The sequence below is a fragment of the Paenibacillus sp. FSL K6-0276 genome, assembly GCF_037977235.1.
In the GTDB taxonomy this organism is placed as follows: domain Bacteria; phylum Bacillota; class Bacilli; order Paenibacillales; family Paenibacillaceae; genus Paenibacillus_AQ.
On sequence record NZ_CP150276.1, the window covers coordinates 5,931,162 to 5,947,564 of the forward strand.

The window sequence follows — 16,403 nt, forward strand, 5'->3', positions numbered from 1 at the left end:
AGATGAACCTATTTTTTTATATAAGAAGGTGTTACCGAAGTGAATGTCATGACATGGATTGACTTATTATTATTCTTCGTTTTGTTCGTTCTATTCATCTACATATTTGCTTCTGTAAGAATCACTAGCCTACATAAGGCGTACTTGATTTTTCATTTTACTATGATGTTATGGCCCTTCTGTCAATTCGCTATCAAAATGACGGATGATCCCGGGGTTCAATTGTTTTATGTGAAGCTCGCATTTATCGACTCGGTTTTGTTAGCGATTGGATGGCTTCTTTTTACGATATTACTCACTAGCACATCACACCACCTCCGAAAAAAGAATGCACTGATCCTATACACTCTCGCAGCATTGATCATACTAGGGGTGATCGTCAATCCAAATGAAAGCTTTGTCCTCCCTATGCACGGTGGATATATCGAAAGAACTTATGGTCCGATTTTTTGGCTGCTCATCATCTACTTAACCAGCGTCGTTGCTATTTCTCTTCATATTATCTACTCAGCTCTAGTATCAAACACCACGCAGCGGATCAAAAAACAGGTTGCTCATGTGCTCAAAGGGGTGCTGGTGCTGGCTGCATTTGTATTACTCGATGTCTTTCTTAATGTGGTGCTGTTTAAATCTCAGCCGGTGATTCCGGGGATGACCTCTCTGGGGATATTAATCTCTGCAATCTTTTTCGTAATTGCCATCCATCGTGATAAAATATTTGATCTCGTAACCATCGCCCATCAGGATATCATTGACACCATCACACAAGGAATTCTTGTACTGGATGATAACGAGACTGTAGTAGAAATCAATCGATCGCTGAGTCCAAAAATCAATCTACAGATCGGTGACCACTTCGACGTGTCGACTCTCACACCCATGGAACAGACCGTGAGTGCTTTCCGTTTGTTCCTTCATACATACCTTAACCAGCCCATGGAGAGAACCGAAGTTGAAGTATTCTACACCTCGCTCCATGCATACATCAACATTACTGCGGCCCCGATTGTCGTAGGTGAGATCATGGTTGGACGAATTCTCACTTTTCAGGATAGAAGCGAGCTGCATCGCCTCATAGCTGAGACCAATCACCAGAACGAGATCCTGCAAGAGCGGAATTTAGCATTAATTGAAATCCAGAATGAGCTTTCTCAAACCAACCAAAAACTCAAGCGGATGGCCATAACCGACAGCTTAACAGGTTGTTATAATCGTCATTACTTAACGCAGCACTTAGAGCATGAGATCATAGAAAATATGAAATTCAAGCAACCTTTTGCCATCATTCTACTGGATATCGACTTTTTCAAAACGGTGAATGACAATTACGGCCATTTAGTCGGGGATGTCGTGATTTGTAGCACGGTAGAGGTTATTAAGCAATCGCTACGGGAGACGGATATTCTGGCACGCTATGGCGGAGAAGAGTTTATCGTCTATTTACCAAATACGAACCATACACAAGCAAACCGCTGGGCAGAACATATCAAATTCATGATAGAGGCCAATAAAGTACATGTGGATGATATTGCTCATTCTGTATCCATCACTGTAAGCATGGGACTACTGTCCATTAATAATTTTGCAGAGCAGTATACAGAAAGTCCGACAAATCAACTAAGTGATTTATTCGAATCTGTGGACAAAGCCTTATATCAAGCCAAAAATGCAGGACGAAACCAGATTGTTGAGATCATAAGATGACGCGCCTTCTAATATTATTTTTCGAAAAAAGAATCAGCCCTACTTCTGTCGAAGTTAAGCTGATTCTTTCTTTTTATATCTTTTTAACAAATTCGGATTTTAATTTCATAGCTCCAAACCCATCAATTTTGCAGTCAATATCATGATCTCCGTCCACTAAACGGATGTTTTTAACTTTGGTACCTATCTTCAGAACGGATGAGCTTCCTTTTACTTTGAGATCTTTGATTACAGTTACTGAGTCGCCGTCGTTTAATACATTGCCGTTGGCATCTTTGATAACCTTCTGATCTTCACTATTCTCAGATTCTGATTCTAATGTCCACTCGTGTGCACATTCCGGGCAAACCAATAAACTTCCATCTTCATAAGTGTACTCAGAATTACATTTCGGGCAGTTTGGTAAATTAGACATCTTTTCATTTTCTCCAATCATAGTTCAAATTCTAGCTGTCTTGCGGCTGGACTTTAAAAGTATATTTCATATTCAGTAAGGATTCCACTACATATGAAAATTGTCCTGAAACTGTAAAAATTGTATGGTTACATAATGGTTTGAAGTCGAACGATGGCCTGAGCCCGGTCAACCACCTCTAATTTGCTGTAGAGATTGCTAATATAGTTGCGGGCCGTACCCTCCGCGATATGTAGTGTATCAGCGATTTCGCGGTTGTTCATTCCCCGGATAATGAGCTGCGCCAGCTCCTCTTCCCGCTCAGTTAGACTCATACGATCTAGATTGGATCTTTGCCAATGTTCGTACTCCTCCGTCAATCTACTCATCCTCGTCGCCAATTTGGCTGCTACCGGGGCTGGCAGGATAAATTGCCCTGATATCGTATCACGGATCGAGGTGATCATTTTGTCTGCATCCATATCCTTCAGCATATACCCGCTTGCTCCGAATGCCATGCCCTCAACAATATAATCTGTCTCTATAAAAGTGGTCAAAATCAGAATAAATATGTCCGGACGAATCTGCTTGATTCGTTTTAGTGCACTAATCCCATTCATAACCGGCATTTGAACATCGAGCAGTACCAGATCGGGCTGGAACGTTTCCACCATCTCGCACGCCTCCTCCCCGTTCTTGGCAGCCCCGACCACCTCCATATCATCCTCCAGATCCAGAATGGTGCGTAGTCCTTCACGTGTCAACAATTGATCGTCGGCAATTACAATCTTTATCTTACTCATTTTCTTCCCCCAACCCTTCGCATTGGCAGATCGATCTCCAGTAAACAGCCTTCATTCATTTCTGAATCAATGGATAAGCTACCTCCCAGTTGCTCAACCCGTTCTTTCATCGTCCTAAGTCCAAACCCCATCACAATGGGACTATCACCTGACCCACGATCTTTGAGCCTAAACTGCAAATTCGCTCCGACAGACTCCAGACTAAAATGGAACTCCGTACTCTTGCCGTGTCTGATCCCATTCGTTAAGCCCTCCTGCAAAGCATGATAGATAGCCTTCTTATAGGCTGTTGACATGGGCTCCGGCAGATCATAAATAACGGTATGGATGACAACGCCTGCATTTCGCTCTGTATCACGAATCAGTTGCTTCAACATGACCGAGAGGTCGGAATACTTGTCCTCCTTCAGCATATGGACAGAGCCACGGATTTCATTCAAGCTATGCCGAACAAGATCCTGTGCTTCAACCAGACGCTGAACGCCGCTATCTATATCTTTCTTCTGGAGCAGGCGCTTTCCAGCCTCAATTTGCAGAATCGTCGATGTGAGCGTATGCCCAACAATGTCATGTATCTCCTGTGCAATACGATTTCGTTCCTCATAGACAGTAGCTTCAGCCAAAGCCGCGGACGTCTCACGCATCGAACGCTCCAGGCTAAGGGTTCTTTCTGTGACTTGATCCTCTAGATTCTTCTTAAGATATTGAATTCCCGAGTATAGCTTGGCATTGGCGATGGAGATTGCGCATTGAGAGCCCAGCAACTTGAGCACATCAAGCCTTTGTGGGGTGAATACGCCTGGTGACAAGTTATTCTCCAAATAGAGCAAACAAATCAATTTATTCTGATTCATGATCGGAAGACAAAGCACCGATTTCAGCCCATTGTCCCTAATATAGGCGTTACGCGTAAATATTCCATCACTAGCTGCATCGTGCAGCACGACCTGTTCTTGCGTTCTTGCCGTATAGCCTATAATTGCCGCCGGGACAAGATCCGATTCTTCCCCAAGTGGAACAGACTCGATATGCAGAGTCTCCGATGTCCCATAAGCCTCAACCATCCATCTGCCATCATGATCAAAAATAACCGCTCCATACTCGGCCCCAGCATTGTGGAGCATGATCCGCATCAGCGTGGCCAATAATCGACTCATCTCCATCTCGCCCGATAAAGCTTGTGCAGACATCACTACAGAAAGAGAATCGACTCGATCGAGCCCGGGCTCCCGTTTAATATGCAGTAAATGGCTGTGCTGCTGCTCAAGGTCAGCCGCTTTAGCCTTTGCACCCCATTGCAGATAAGCCTCGTAGGCCTCGGTCATATAGATTCTTGCTAGATGCAATTTGCCATGACGAAGCCCATATTTGCCGTAGCACTCTGCCGCCATCGCTAAATCGTGAATATGACCGTTGATACGAGCAGTCTCAATAGACTGCTCATACAATGCTTCCGCTTGTCGAGGATCTCTCGATAGGCGAGTCAGCTCAGCCTTCATCAACAGGTATTTATGTTGATAATTTTCCGGGCAACGACTAGCAAGCTTCTTCATCTTCTTCAGCCGCTTGCGCATTTCCCCCCGATAGACACGCTGCTCTTCAACAGTATGTTCCTCATACAGCTGAGCCCAGACTAAAGTCTCATAAGTGATCTGCATGGCATGATCTGCCCCATCTTCACGTGACTCTATAATCGCGGCTGACTTGCTCAATGCCTCACTGGCTTTTCGGTACTCCCCAAACACATAGCCCGTCATATAGTGGTAGATCCAGACCATTTCTTGTATAAAATTAAATGTGTCTCCATGAACCGACTGTGCAAACTCAGGTTCGTGAATCTCAGCGATGTCAAATGGATCATCTTCAGAGCGATAACCTGTTAAGCGAACTAGAGTGGCCACAGCTATGATAGCCTGCTTACAATGAAGACTGTTGTTATGGCGCAGCAATTCGCCAGAATGAGTAATTAACCGATCATAGATATCACCTAGCGGATGACCATATTGCAAAAGTGAGGCACAATTGATCAGTATACTCTGGTTACCCTGCCATAGATCGCCCGATTCCAGTCCAACTTTACCTGCATGCTCGGTAAACGTATGGAGCATAGATGGATCATAATGCCGCCAGCTGTCGAAGCACATTGCGAATGCGGTCAAAGTTCTCACATACAGCTTCGGATAGGGTTTAGATAAGCTGCACGCTAACATGCCCCATTTGAACGTCTCTTCATCATTACGAAAGTAATAGTATTGAAACATTGCGTAGCTTATGAACCCAATGGAAGCTTCCGGAGTCATCCCATAATCGAGCGTTAATTCAATCATGGTGAAGGAAGAAGCGAGCCACCCATCTCGGTTGACATAGAAGCAGGCATTGCTCGTATGATCTAAAGTGGACATTGCGACTCTACGAGCCTCGTCCGTCATCGGCGGTAAAAGATTAAGCGATTCGAGTGAGACCTTCTGTAGTCTGCGCCGCAATCTTAACCATTGAAGTGTCAATTGAACATAGCTAGGATCAAATTGATGGCTCACTTTCAGTAACGATAATGTATGCCGACCTAAGGAGATAACTTCTTCATGGTTATCATTACTTGCTTCCAACTGAACCTTCATCGCGTAGATGTAAGCCTTATCCGTATTTGTCGCAGCTTTATGGATTAACAGATGGAATAATTCATTAGCCTTGTCAAAATGTGAACATAAGTATTCGAGCTCGGCCCTCTCACGAAATACACGGAAGGTTAGTCCATAATGCTCCTCCCAACTGTGCTCCTCTAATAGCGCTGTCGCGTGAAGCATATATTGCAAGGATGTCTCATGAGCGGTTGATTGCTTTGCGCTTATCCCTGCCCGTAAGTTCAGTTTCACCAGTTGAAGCCTCTGCTCCGGGTGATCTATCCACGCAAGCGCCTGATTCAAATGATGGACAGCTTCAAATAGAATTGTTCCTTCACTAAGAGAGCTGCGGCCTAGCAATAGCATGCCAATCCTCCAATGCAGCTCTGGGCGCTCCTCTACGGGAACAAGAGCATAAGCCGCCCGATGAATGCGGTTGTGCTGAAATTTAAAATACGTATATTCCTCCCCGTTAACAGGTTGTAGCAAGCGTCCATTTACAGCAACTTCCAATGCTTCGGTCAATGTATCTACCGGAATCTCCGTAATTTCAGCAAGCGTACCCACATCAAATATGCTGCCCAGTAAAGCAGCTCTACTAAGTGCATACACCGTCTGATCGGGAAATTGCTGTAATTTACTTGAAAGATATGCTGCTGCATTATCGGGAACATTCAATTCGGTAATGCGCTGGAGGTCCCATTTCCAGCTTCGAAGATCCTCGTCAAATTCCACTCTCTGATCATCAATCAAATCCTGAAGGAATTGCTTAATAAATAATGGATTCCCATCTGTCTTATGCAGAAGTACCCGCGCTAGCTCGTCCAAGTCAGCAGCCTCGTAACGCATAACATCCAGTAGCAGTTGTTTTAAATCGGTGAGTTCAAGCGCTTGTAGAGAAATTCTACTCATCACTACGTTGCGGTCTATCAAATGCTTTTCCAGCCTACTGAGTGGGTGCAGCCTCGTGATTTCCCGATCACGATAGGAAAGAACGATTAGCAGATGACTCGTGGCCGTGTCCTCTATAAGTGAAGTGAGATATTGCAGCGATGTTTCATCCGCCCATTGCAGATTGTCCAATATCAAGATCAAAGGATGATCCTCATGAGGAAAGAGTTGAATAAACCGGCTCATGATTAATTGAAATCGATGCTGAGCTTCCAGCGGCGGCAACGGAGGTACGGAAGGTTGGGGGCCAATCAAGAGCTCAAGCTTAGGGACAAGTTCGATCAGCAATTGCCCGTAACTGTCCACTGCTTGTAAAATACGCAGCTTCCAAACCTCCACCTGCAGCTTCGTTTCCATCAGCAGTTGACTGACCAAATCTTCTATAACTTGATGCCAGATGCCATAAGGGAGTGAGGTATGTAGAGATTCGAATTTGCCTCTGGCGAAAAAACCATCCAAAGAAATCGAATTTCTAAGCGTTTCTTTTAGAAAGGTTGTTTTGCCGATACCACTCTCGCCACTAAGCCAGACCGTCTTTACAGCACCTTGTGATGCTCGTTTCAGCGCTTCTCGTAAGCTTAGTTTCTCAAAATGTCTTCCGTAGAATCGTTCCGATACCATCCAGCGTTCCGGAATATCCCAGCTTCCTAACAGGAAGGGCTCGATGTACCCGTATTGTTGTAGGTGGGATAGACATTCCTCAAGATCCGACTTGATTCCAAAGGCGCTGGCATATCTCGCATCAGGCATTTTCTCCATGCATTTGCCAACAATGTCAGAGACAGATAGAGGGATAGTGGGAAACCTGCGATGTAAAGGCTCAGGTGTATCTGCAAGATGACGATAGACAATATCAACAACATCATGAAGCTCAAAAGGGCGACTGCCTGAGAGACATTCATACATAATGACTCCAAGCGAATAAAAGTCAGAACGATAGTCCGGGTTCAACCCAGTTCGACCCGTTTGCTCTGGCGATATATAAGGAAGCAAGGCATCCGGCCGCCCGCTTAACGGTGACAATGGACTGGTATCATTTTCAGTGGAGCACATTCGTATATCAATAAATTTCGTTTCAAAAGTATTTGGATTGACGATTAGATGAGCGGGGGTTAGTTCATTTAGTGTTATTTTTTCACGATGAATTTGCATAAGGCAATCAGCAACAGCGATGGCGATCCGAAGCAGCACTGGAAGCTCCAGTGAATCAGGTGTACGCAGTATCTGATCCAGCGTACTCCCCTCTATATCTTTTAGGAGAAGGACTGGCCGATCCGGCGTGATTTCCAGACTATACGCCTCGATTGCTCCACGACCGCTAAGTCGCTTAAGCATGCCATACTCATAACGAAAAGCATCAACCATAGTAGATCCCGGGTACTCGCCTGTAGTTGTCTTGGCGATAACCCTAAGACCATCTTCTTGACGTAGGAGTCTGTACAGCCTGATATCTGAGGTAGTCTCTATCAGATCTAAAGTTTGGTATCCTTGCAACTCAAACATGAACAGCACTCCCTAGTTACAATTAGGTAGACAGAATACGCAATATCGCAAAGTAGTTATACTCATTATATCATCTGATCTCGCCGTAGAATCCTATGTTGTAATTAACTTTGTCATCTGTTTTGTCATATGACATCTATTAAATTTCATTGTGATAATATAGGAAAAAATACTCAATCATCCCCAACATAAGGAGGATTCAAATTGCATCTTTCCTACATAAACTACCCTATGCTTGAGCACCTGTCCGATGAAGAATTACAGCAGTTAGCCCCAGAAATGCAAGAAGAGCATTATGAACCCGGCAAGCTTATCATGCAACAGGGCGAGGTCAGCCAGCGGGTTTATATTTTGGTATCCGGTCAGGTACAAGTATTTATTAGTACGGAAATAAAGGTAGAACTGGCTATACTCTCGAAAGGCCAGTTCTTCGGGGAAATGTCCTGTCTTACCAGAGACCCCATCAGTGCAAATGTAGAAACGATCGATAACGTTCATGTGATATCCGTATCCAGGAATGGCATGCTGCTGTTGATGGACAAAAATCGCGAGTTCCGCAGCCAGATCATCGAATCCATGATCAAGAGAATCCAAAATTCCAACGAACGTGTACTGGAAGAACATACGAAAAGTCAGATTATAATGAAGCTACATGAATCCGAGGAACAAGAGCGTTACGGTGAGCTGATCGGAGAAAGTGCCGAAATGCGGGCACTTCTCGGATGGATTGAACGCCTGTCAATGGAGCGGGCCCATGTTGTCGTGATAGGTGAACCCGGTACAGGGAAGGTAAATGTAGCAAGGGCACTTCATTACCGAACAACGAACGGACAATACCCGCTACTGGTATTAAATGTAGCAGACCGTTGATTGGGAGACCAAGGTCATTGCGGCAAAAGGAGGAACCATTGTCATCGAGGAAGCCGAATCCTGTCCTTCTGAGAAGCTACTACAGATGCTGGAGGCAGCTGCACAGATTCGAATCATCCTGACTAGCGCGAGAAGATAGCTACTTCTTAGATACATTGCATACAAAAAAAGAAAAATTCAGGAGGGGTCCCAAGAGCTATGAAATGGCTGCTGGGACCCCTCCTCGTATGTAATGCGAAGGCAATATTTTTACTCATAAGACATTGCATATTTCGTTAGCCCTATCGCGTTTGCGTACAGTGCTGCCTGTGTCCGATCATTAACCTGCAGCTTCGCTAAAATCTGGCTGACATGCTTCTTGACCGTGAATTCACTAATAAAAAGACGTGAGGCAATCGTTCTATTGCAGGCGCCTTGTCCAAGCTCAATCAGTACTTCCTTCTCTTTCGGTGTCAATTCATTCGTCGGACTGCTGCCGCTCGTACGCATCTTTTCTTCCATTAGACCAGGATCATAATACTTTCTCCCTTTGTGCACCAACTGGATAGCAAAGAGTAATTCCTCCGGCAGTGCCTCTTTTAGGACATATCCATCTACCAGCACCTCTTCAGCCCTTAAGAAATCCTCTCTGCTCGCAGAGGAAGTCAACAGAATGAACTTACTAACAATGCCGCGAGCACGTACTGTCTTAATGACATCCAGTCCCGATTCATCAGCAAGCTTAAGATCAATGAGAACAATATCTGGCTTTGTCGCTTCAATCACATCTAATGCTTCTTGACCATTCGTAGCTTCACCAGCAAATTGCACATTCGGTTGCATTGAAATGACAGATGCCAGCCCTCTTCTAACTAAAGGATGATCATCAACAATGACGATTTTCACAGAAACACCTCCCTCTAAAATTCATGCATTCTCTAATTCTCTGAATTAAATCCTCTTAGGATACCGTCCAATTAACATCTGCCCGTTTGGCGCCCTCCATCTTGAGCAAGATTTCCGACTTAAATCCAACAGTCTCTGCAAATAAGAGATTAGGAAACGCACTAATCATCGTATTATAGCTTGTCACATTTGCGTTATAGATACGTCTACTGATAGATAGATTTTCCTCCAAAATATTAATGCTTCGCTGCAATTTGATATACTTATCGCTGGCTTTAAGCTCTGGATAATGGTCTGCCTGAACATTTATCGTATGAAGATACTTTTCCATTTTCACATATCTAGTCAACTTCTCAACCGGAAATTGATGATCCCTTAAACCAGCACGCATTCTATGCACAAGTGCCAATGTTTCGCGTTCATGTGTAGCATAAGTAATGACCATTTCCGCAACTTCTGTTAACGCCTCAAACCGATTTTGTAAATGGGCTTCTATGGTAGCAAAAGATTCTTTCACACGATTACGCATGCCGAACAATCGATTGTAAGCAACCATTAAATAAGCTCCGATTATAACAACGATGATCAATCCGACTCCTAACATCTGCATCACCTCTAGTGTATTTGAATTAATGGGCCGAAATAGTTGAACCGCCCTCCTGTATACAACAAAAAGATTAGTTCCGTTTTATGCCGTAAATGGAAAATGATATAAATTCAACGTACTTCTGATTAATTATAATTAAAAGACTTGTCAGGTTATAGTGAGCGTTGTCATTACTTCTGTCATATTACAAAATGGATAATTTTATAATATAAGTATGAAAAAGGGGTTTCTAAGGGTGCTACTGTTTCCCACATAACCTAAGGCAACAACCTAATTAACCAAGGATGTGTATGCCCATGAGCAGTGCTACAGAATCATCACGCTATTTAGAGAGACCCAATTTTATTGTAATTCTCGTAGATGAGGAACGATATCCCCCCATTTATGAACACCCCGAAATAAGGGAATGGAGACAACAGAACCTAGTCACACAACAATTATTAAAATCGCATAGCCTAGAGTTCCACAGACACTATATTGGAACTACCGCCTGCTACCCCAGCAGGGCAACCCTGTTTACGGATCACTATCCATCACTCCATGGCGTCAGTCCTATTGGTGAAAATCCGCGAAATTCTGCTTCCTCTGCTACTATCGGATTAAGTGGCCGCGACGAGGTATACGGTGCAGAAACCGTGGAACTCATTCAAGCGCTGGATCGCCAAAAAAACCAGAATAAAAATGCTCCACCCTGGCTGCTCGTTTCTTCCCTTGTAAATCCGCATGATATTGTTCTATACGGGGCCCTAACTGCACATTTACCTAATTTTAGGTTCGAGGTCAAGCCTATGCCTGCGATTGCTCCCTCTCCGACACAAAACGAATCGATACTTGGACACAGCCCATCCGCTATTTCGATAATCCTAAGTTTTGGAGTCAACTCGGGGTACAGGATGTGACTCTTCAGCCTGTGGAGGACAAACCGGGTGAATGGACCACAAGGGTTAAAACAGAACCCGTAACTGACGAATATGAGCTGTACAACTTAACAGAAGATCCTTTGGAGGCATATAACCTTGCCCACCCCACCTTTGCAACACAGCAGACTAGAAATATTCAGCAATGGATGAAACGTCTACTTGCAGAGCAGCGAAACCAAAAGCGCCTAACTCCTGCTCAGACATCTACCAAATAAAAACTACACATTAGATGAAAGTAAACACAAAAAAACTACCCCAAAAGAGTAGCCTGATTGCGTATAAAGTCGCATAAAAATTTATATTTGATAGATATTTTTTATCAACTATCCCGGAAGTGAGACCAGCCTTTAGGACTGGAGGTCTGTTTAACTCCCCGATCCAAACAAACGCCGAAACCAATTCCACACGTCTCCTGTGATGGGGATTAACCCAAAACCATGCTCACCCACGGCGACTAGCCCATACGCCCATTGTCCAATGGCTACTGCTCCCCCAGCAATCCGTCCTATGGCTACCGCCCCAAATGCCGTATCACCTATGGCGACTGCTCCCAACGCTTTTTCAGCTATCGCGATCGCTCCCACCGCCACACCAGCTATCGCAATCGCTCCCACGGCGAAGCCAAGCCAGCTAATGGCTATCGCTCCGATGGCTAACCACATCCCCAGTGATATTGCACCCACGGACAGTACACCGACGCTTACCGCACCTATGGATATCAAACCAACAGCTATATCTCCAATGGCAATTAATCCAACAGCCGTCTTCACTTGTGGTTTGCTTCCATGACCATACCCCTGACCTGAGTATCGACCTAAATTGCTACGAATGCTTACGACTGGAAATGAAGGAGATGGCCATTGATAATCAATTTCTCGTCCATCTAGTCCTCTAGAATCTGCCCAGCGTGCGATATATTTATGCCATTTCATATCCATCCCGTCCCCCTTCTCAATTACTTAAATTGTACAGCCCAGGGGGTCACCTGTAATCAGACTCTGACCTGAATTGATCTCATCCTCTAGACGGAGATAAGCTGACTTAGGATCACACCTTGATAAGCAAAAAAAGCCCCCTGTTAAAGAAGCTTTTTCATTCAAATCTATGCTATGCGTGACGCGCCAAGCTTGCTTCGCTTCTTTCTTGTGTCTCAAAAGTACAATGCATATCTATATATTTTTAAGTGCATCATAAAAAAAATTCAGAATAAAAAGCACAGTATAAGGCTCGCTTTTGGATTGATTTTCCTGTGTCGTAATCCTATTGTGTTCACGCTCCGTTCATACAAAGTTAGTATGATACAAATATCACAAAGTTATAACAACAAATAAAGTAATTCAAATGGGAGTGATGATCATGCTGGTAACAGCAATTATATTTATTAATTTGGCGCTTGTCTTTTACACCATCGGGGTATGGGGTGAGAAGCGAGCTGGTACGCTTACAAACAAACATCTATTCTTCTTTATCTTGGGTCTGATTTGCGATACAACTGGGACGCTCTTAATGAGCGAAATCGCTAAAGGAACCGGAGACAACGCCGCTCATGCTATAACTGGAGCTATCGCCTTAATACTGATGCTCATCCATGCAGTCTGGGCTATCGTTGTGAAATGGAAAGGTTCAGACAAATCCAAACAGAGCTTTCACCGCTTCAGTATTATCGTATGGGCTCTATGGCTGATTCCTTACGGAATCGGGGTAGCTATGAGTATGTTTTAATCTCTGTTTGATCCCACGATAAGATTCTTTAAGCTTTGCTTAAGGCAATAATGATATGCTCCCATCACAGTAGACAGTAGAAAAATCAAAACCTTCTACTGCTACTATGAGGGCGCTGAAAAAGTCTGTTTTAATCAGAAAGGTACATCTTTTCTCAATAAAATTGAGGAGGCTGTACCTTTTTTGACGTATAATTGAAATATCATAAAAAAACGGGTGAAAATGGATGATTCAAAAACAATAAAAATTGGTTCTGAGCCCTTATGTGGGCTTGTAAGACATCGTCGTACCAAAGGATAATATGCTGCGTCAAATTAATGAATTGGTAGACAAAGAAGGCTCAAAAAGCAAAACCTACTCGGTGACGATTAAATCCAAAGAGCACTCGGAACAAATGGCGTTCCAGGAAACGGATTATTTTAAAGAGAAAACGAAGGAACGTTACAAAATTGAAGCGAAGAACAGCGAACTTAAACATGGACACGGGTATGATGTAGCCACATCCTCGAGTCTGATTGGCATGCAATTACAAGGTGCAATGACGATATTCGCAGTGAACCTAAAGCGAATATTAAAGTTACAGGACTAAAAATCCCCAAGACACTGGACAAGAATAGAGCTACAAAAGTAGACATCCAATCTTTAACAAGGCTGGAAAGTCTACTTTTTTTTGATTTAGGTCTAATTTATGAAAAAATGTAAGTTTTTCAGCGCCCTCAAAGAATAATGAGTGGTTTTTATTAGAGTTCAGGTTCGTACTCACTTAATTTGCCTTGATAGATCAGCTTCAGCCGATCACTTTGCCGAAAATCATCCGGCGTAACGAGCGCAGGCAGCTTGTTCCATAGCTTAATGCCGGAGCGTTCCAGAATTTCCGCTACAAATTGCGAACAAAAGTAAGAGTTGCTGAATTCGACAGGTTCTTTCAGAGCGATGCCAATCACGCCTAGAATATTATAGAGATATTTTTGGCGACTTCGGATAAAGACTTTGAGTACCCGCTCCATTTTCTCTACTTCGCGGGCTGTTACTTGAAGTTCGTAAAGAACACACGTCGTATTTGGATACTTACTGAAAGTGCCTGTCTTAATATCCTCCTTCACGAATCCGCCATTCAGAGGATTGCTCGGATGCTTCCTACCAAAGCTATATAACTCGGAAAGCTCCCGATTAAAGGAGATCGAGGCATGATTATAAGGTGCTTTCGTATAGCCTTGAATAAGCTTCGTGAAGAGCGTTCCGGTATTCGTAAGCAAGATAAAGACCGATTGATCAGCTGCCATTTACAAATTTCCCCTTATCAAGATTGAACGTTTCCTTCATAATAACATATGAACCCATTAATGGAATCCACTCTACGACAAGTTGGTGATTAGCTATCGACCGCTCTCTATTAACGATAATCCTGATTTTTGCAGCCTTATCGGCCATTCACTTGATGTATGTAGTCATAGGCAGATTACAGCCGAGTAAAGACTATACAGGTATCGGCTTCCGCATCAAAACCTGGTGGGGAATGCTTTTTATCTTTTGTTTGGCTACTCTTTTTAATCCAGTCGTCTCACTACTGTCGCTAATGGTGCTGACCTTCTTTGCACTCAAAGAATATTTCTCCATGATAAAGTCGCGAAAATCCGACCGCAGACTATTTCTGTGGGCGTACTTATCCATTCCTCTACAGTTCTACTGGATTTATATCGAGTGGTATGGGATGTTTATTGTTTTTATCCCAGTCTATGTATTCTTGCTCCTACCGCTCCCTAGATTGATCAATAAAGGAACAGTTGGATTTCTACGCAGCGTTAGTTCAACGCAATGGGGACTAATGCTGATGGTTTTTGGGCTTAGTCACTTAGCCTACTTTCAATTTGCTACACCGGAGTATGGGGCTGGGCTTGTATTGTTTCTAGTGGTGTTAACTCAGTTGAATGATGTCGTTCACTATTTGGCGTCACTCTATGTGGGAAAGAGGAAGGTGGTGCCCACTGCCAATCCGTATTTAACTTGGGAAGGTTTCGCTTGTGCATTTGTTGTTACGACAGGGGCCTCATATCTGATCTATCCCTACCTGACGCCGCTCAACCCGACCTTCGGTTTCCTGTCAGGCATGCTGATCAGTTTGAGCGGCTTCTTGGGTAGCTTAACGGTTTCCGTGCTGAAGCGAGATTTGCTCATCGGTGATGGCGATAAATTTGTAGCTTTAAAAGAAAGCTATTTAAGCCGTGTCGATAGCTTGACCTACACCTCACCGGTATTTTTCCATGTCATCCGTTATTTCTTCGATTTCATGTAGATTAGTTTTCTACGACGATTTTGGTTGCTTGACCGATGGGTGGCAAGCTTCTAGTCAACATCGGACCGTAGAAAGCATACACTTTGTCACCTTTTTTCAGCTCACTTGCGGCAATCTTCTGATTGTCTTTCGTGCCGAGAATAGACGTAGTGTCTGAGATGTTCAGATCAATCGTCTCGACAGAAGTATCGCTGAGTTTATCGCCTTTAATCACAACTCGGGTCAAACCGTTATCCGAAGGAGTAACCTCTTCGATCACGCCAGCCGTTCCTAAGGTTTGCTGTTCGGGAGCTTGTTCTTTCACAACAATCTTGATCGCGCTCGTCAACGGTGGCATGCTCATAGCCATGACCATGCTGTGCTCGACCTCGATGGACATGCCCAGCTGCAGGTCAGCGAAGGTTAGCTTCTTATTATCAGCAGATACGATTTCCGTTTCATCAGAAATGCCCAGGCGAACGCCATGACCATAGCCGTTGAGGCCGATTTCAGCATTTTTTCCACCCTTATAGATACTAGTGATTGATCCTTGCTTGATCGTGTCTGAAGAGGTCTCTCCATTGCCTTGTTCCTTGGAATTAATCGAGATGGTTCCAGTTGGGCCTGCGACAACTTCAAGCTTCATTACTTTTTCGAAGAAAGATAGTGGAACGTAGGTTTTACCATTCTTTAGCTCTGGTACAGCACCCAGCGAAAGAAGTGTTGTGCCATTACGGTAAGCATCTTTTGCAATTTGAAAGGACATCGACTGGCTATCTTTCTCAAGACCTAGCGATTGAAGGCTTTGAGTCCATGTTAACTTATATCCAAGCGCTTCAGCTGCTGTACGGATGGGGATCATAACTTCCTTGCTTGAACCTACGTATAGCGGAACATCGACTGGTGAGAAACCGTTGCCATCAATGACTAGCACATATTTTAGACCACCATAAGAATCCTGCGGAACCGAGGAATTGGTCGCTGGTTTGACTGGGGCTGGCTGGATTGGGGCAGCAGAGATGACGTTCGATGCTATGAGCGTGCCAGCCAGGACAGCTCCGATTACTTTAAATGTTTTCATAGTGAGTTATACCTCCTGAGATGAATGAAATTGTGCTACTCTATCATTCTTAACGTGAGGTTCAGGAAAA

The 16,403-nt window shown here is 43.9% G+C and carries 14 protein-coding genes and 1 pseudogene; 7 read left to right on the plus strand and 8 right to left on the minus strand.

What is annotated here, in order from left to right:
- Window positions 1-48 precede the first annotated feature (48 nt).
- Window positions 49-1,704, plus strand: coding sequence for a diguanylate cyclase (locus MHH52_RS27975; RefSeq protein WP_340005680.1), 1,656 nt, complete (start codon window positions 49-51; stop codon window positions 1,702-1,704).
- A 73-nt stretch (window positions 1,705-1,777) separates the two neighbouring features.
- Here MHH52_RS27975 and MHH52_RS27980 read toward each other — a convergent pair whose 3' ends face one another.
- The 3 genes from MHH52_RS27980 to MHH52_RS27990 form a co-directional block, all read right to left on the minus strand.
- On the minus strand, window positions 1,778-2,119 hold the full coding sequence (locus MHH52_RS27980; RefSeq protein WP_042131582.1) for a zinc ribbon domain-containing protein YjdM: 342 nt from the start codon (window positions 2,117-2,119) through the stop codon (window positions 1,778-1,780).
- Between the two features lie 128 nt (window positions 2,120-2,247).
- Window positions 2,248-2,901: a response regulator transcription factor gene (locus tag MHH52_RS27985; protein ID WP_340005683.1), complete on the minus strand. Its 654-nt coding sequence runs from the start codon at window positions 2,899-2,901 to the stop codon at window positions 2,248-2,250.
- On the minus strand, window positions 2,898-7,976 hold the full coding sequence (locus tag MHH52_RS27990) for an AAA family ATPase (protein ID WP_340005685.1): 5,079 nt from the start codon (window positions 7,974-7,976) through the stop codon (window positions 2,898-2,900). Before MHH52_RS27990 ends, MHH52_RS27985 begins: the two co-directional genes overlap by 4 nt.
- A 204-nt stretch (window positions 7,977-8,180) precedes the next feature.
- Here MHH52_RS27990 and MHH52_RS27995 point away from each other — a divergent pair, with 204 nt between their 5' ends.
- Window positions 8,181-8,846, plus strand: coding sequence for a cyclic nucleotide-binding domain-containing protein (locus MHH52_RS27995; protein ID WP_340005686.1), 666 nt, complete (start codon window positions 8,181-8,183; stop codon window positions 8,844-8,846).
- A 249-nt stretch (window positions 8,847-9,095) separates the two neighbouring features.
- Here MHH52_RS27995 and MHH52_RS28000 read toward each other — a convergent pair whose 3' ends face one another.
- Entirely contained in the window at window positions 9,096-9,731 is a 636-nt protein-coding gene (locus MHH52_RS28000) for a response regulator transcription factor (protein WP_313637923.1), read from the minus strand.
- 55 nt (window positions 9,732-9,786) lie between these two features.
- Complete coding sequence (locus MHH52_RS28005; RefSeq protein WP_340009859.1) at window positions 9,787-10,341, minus strand: LemA family protein; 555 nt, start codon at window positions 10,339-10,341, stop codon at window positions 9,787-9,789.
- 293 nt (window positions 10,342-10,634) lie between these two features.
- Between MHH52_RS28005 and MHH52_RS28010 the strand changes: the two genes are divergently transcribed.
- Both MHH52_RS28010 and MHH52_RS28015 read left to right on the plus strand, forming a co-directional pair.
- Window positions 10,635-11,237, plus strand: a complete 603-nt coding sequence (locus tag MHH52_RS28010; RefSeq protein WP_340005690.1) for a sulfatase-like hydrolase/transferase — start codon at window positions 10,635-10,637, stop codon at window positions 11,235-11,237.
- Window positions 11,234-11,473 (plus strand): hypothetical protein, encoded by a 240-nt coding sequence (locus MHH52_RS28015; RefSeq protein WP_340005693.1) that lies wholly within the window; start codon window positions 11,234-11,236, stop codon window positions 11,471-11,473. Before MHH52_RS28010 ends, MHH52_RS28015 begins: the two co-directional genes overlap by 4 nt.
- A 150-nt stretch (window positions 11,474-11,623) precedes the next feature.
- Here MHH52_RS28015 and MHH52_RS28020 read toward each other — a convergent pair whose 3' ends face one another.
- Window positions 11,624-12,196 carry a hypothetical protein gene (locus MHH52_RS28020; protein WP_340005695.1) on the minus strand — a complete coding sequence of 191 codons (573 nt, stop codon included), beginning with the start codon at window positions 12,194-12,196 and terminating at the stop codon, window positions 11,624-11,626.
- A gap of 418 nt (window positions 12,197-12,614) precedes the next feature.
- On the opposite strand from MHH52_RS28020, the gene MHH52_RS28025 reads away from it, so the two are divergent.
- Window positions 12,615-12,980 carry an HsmA family protein gene (locus MHH52_RS28025; RefSeq protein WP_340005696.1) on the plus strand — a complete coding sequence of 122 codons (366 nt, stop codon included), beginning with the start codon at window positions 12,615-12,617 and terminating at the stop codon, window positions 12,978-12,980.
- A gap of 331 nt (window positions 12,981-13,311) precedes the next feature.
- Window positions 13,312-13,569: pseudogene (locus tag MHH52_RS28030) on the plus strand (transposase); the annotation flags it as partial.
- 151 nt (window positions 13,570-13,720) lie between these two features.
- On the opposite strand, the gene MHH52_RS28035 reads toward MHH52_RS28030, so the two are convergent.
- The gene (locus MHH52_RS28035; protein WP_340005698.1) at window positions 13,721-14,263 is read right to left on the minus strand and encodes a hypothetical protein; all 543 of its coding nucleotides are present in this window, start codon (window positions 14,261-14,263) and stop codon (window positions 13,721-13,723) included.
- 95 nt (window positions 14,264-14,358) lie between these two features.
- Between MHH52_RS28035 and MHH52_RS28040 the strand changes: the two genes are divergently transcribed.
- The gene (locus MHH52_RS28040; RefSeq protein WP_313637932.1) at window positions 14,359-15,273 is read left to right on the plus strand and encodes a phosphatidate cytidylyltransferase; all 915 of its coding nucleotides are present in this window, start codon (window positions 14,359-14,361) and stop codon (window positions 15,271-15,273) included.
- A gap of 1 nt (window position 15,274) precedes the next feature.
- Here MHH52_RS28040 and MHH52_RS28045 read toward each other — a convergent pair whose 3' ends face one another.
- Window positions 15,275-16,333: a copper amine oxidase N-terminal domain-containing protein gene (locus tag MHH52_RS28045; protein ID WP_340005700.1), complete on the minus strand. Its 1,059-nt coding sequence runs from the start codon at window positions 16,331-16,333 to the stop codon at window positions 15,275-15,277.
- Window positions 16,334-16,403: the final 70 nt, after the last annotated feature.

Coding starts and splice junctions, on each gene's coding strand:
- MHH52_RS27975 (WP_340005680.1), top strand. CDS start 49: ATGACATGGATTGACTTATTATTATTCTTCGTTTTGTTCGTTCTATTC.
- MHH52_RS27980 (WP_042131582.1), bottom strand. CDS start 2,119: ATGTCTAATTTACCAAACTGCCCGAAATGTAATTCTGAGTACACTTAT.
- MHH52_RS27985 (WP_340005683.1), bottom strand. CDS start 2,901: ATGAGTAAGATAAAGATTGTAATTGCCGACGATCAATTGTTGACACGT.
- MHH52_RS27990 (WP_340005685.1), bottom strand. CDS start 7,976: ATGTTTGAGTTGCAAGGATACCAAACTTTAGATCTGATAGAGACTACC.
- MHH52_RS28005 (WP_340009859.1), bottom strand. CDS start 10,341: ATGCAGATGTTAGGAGTCGGATTGATCATCGTTGTTATAATCGGAGCT.
- MHH52_RS28010 (WP_340005690.1), top strand. CDS start 10,635: ATGAGCAGTGCTACAGAATCATCACGCTATTTAGAGAGACCCAATTTT.
- MHH52_RS28020 (WP_340005695.1), bottom strand. CDS start 12,196: ATGGATATGAAATGGCATAAATATATCGCACGCTGGGCAGATTCTAGA.
- MHH52_RS28025 (WP_340005696.1), top strand. CDS start 12,615: ATGCTGGTAACAGCAATTATATTTATTAATTTGGCGCTTGTCTTTTAC.
- MHH52_RS28035 (WP_340005698.1), bottom strand. CDS start 14,263: ATGGCAGCTGATCAATCGGTCTTTATCTTGCTTACGAATACCGGAACG.
- MHH52_RS28045 (WP_340005700.1), bottom strand. CDS start 16,333: ATGAAAACATTTAAAGTAATCGGAGCTGTCCTGGCTGGCACGCTCATA.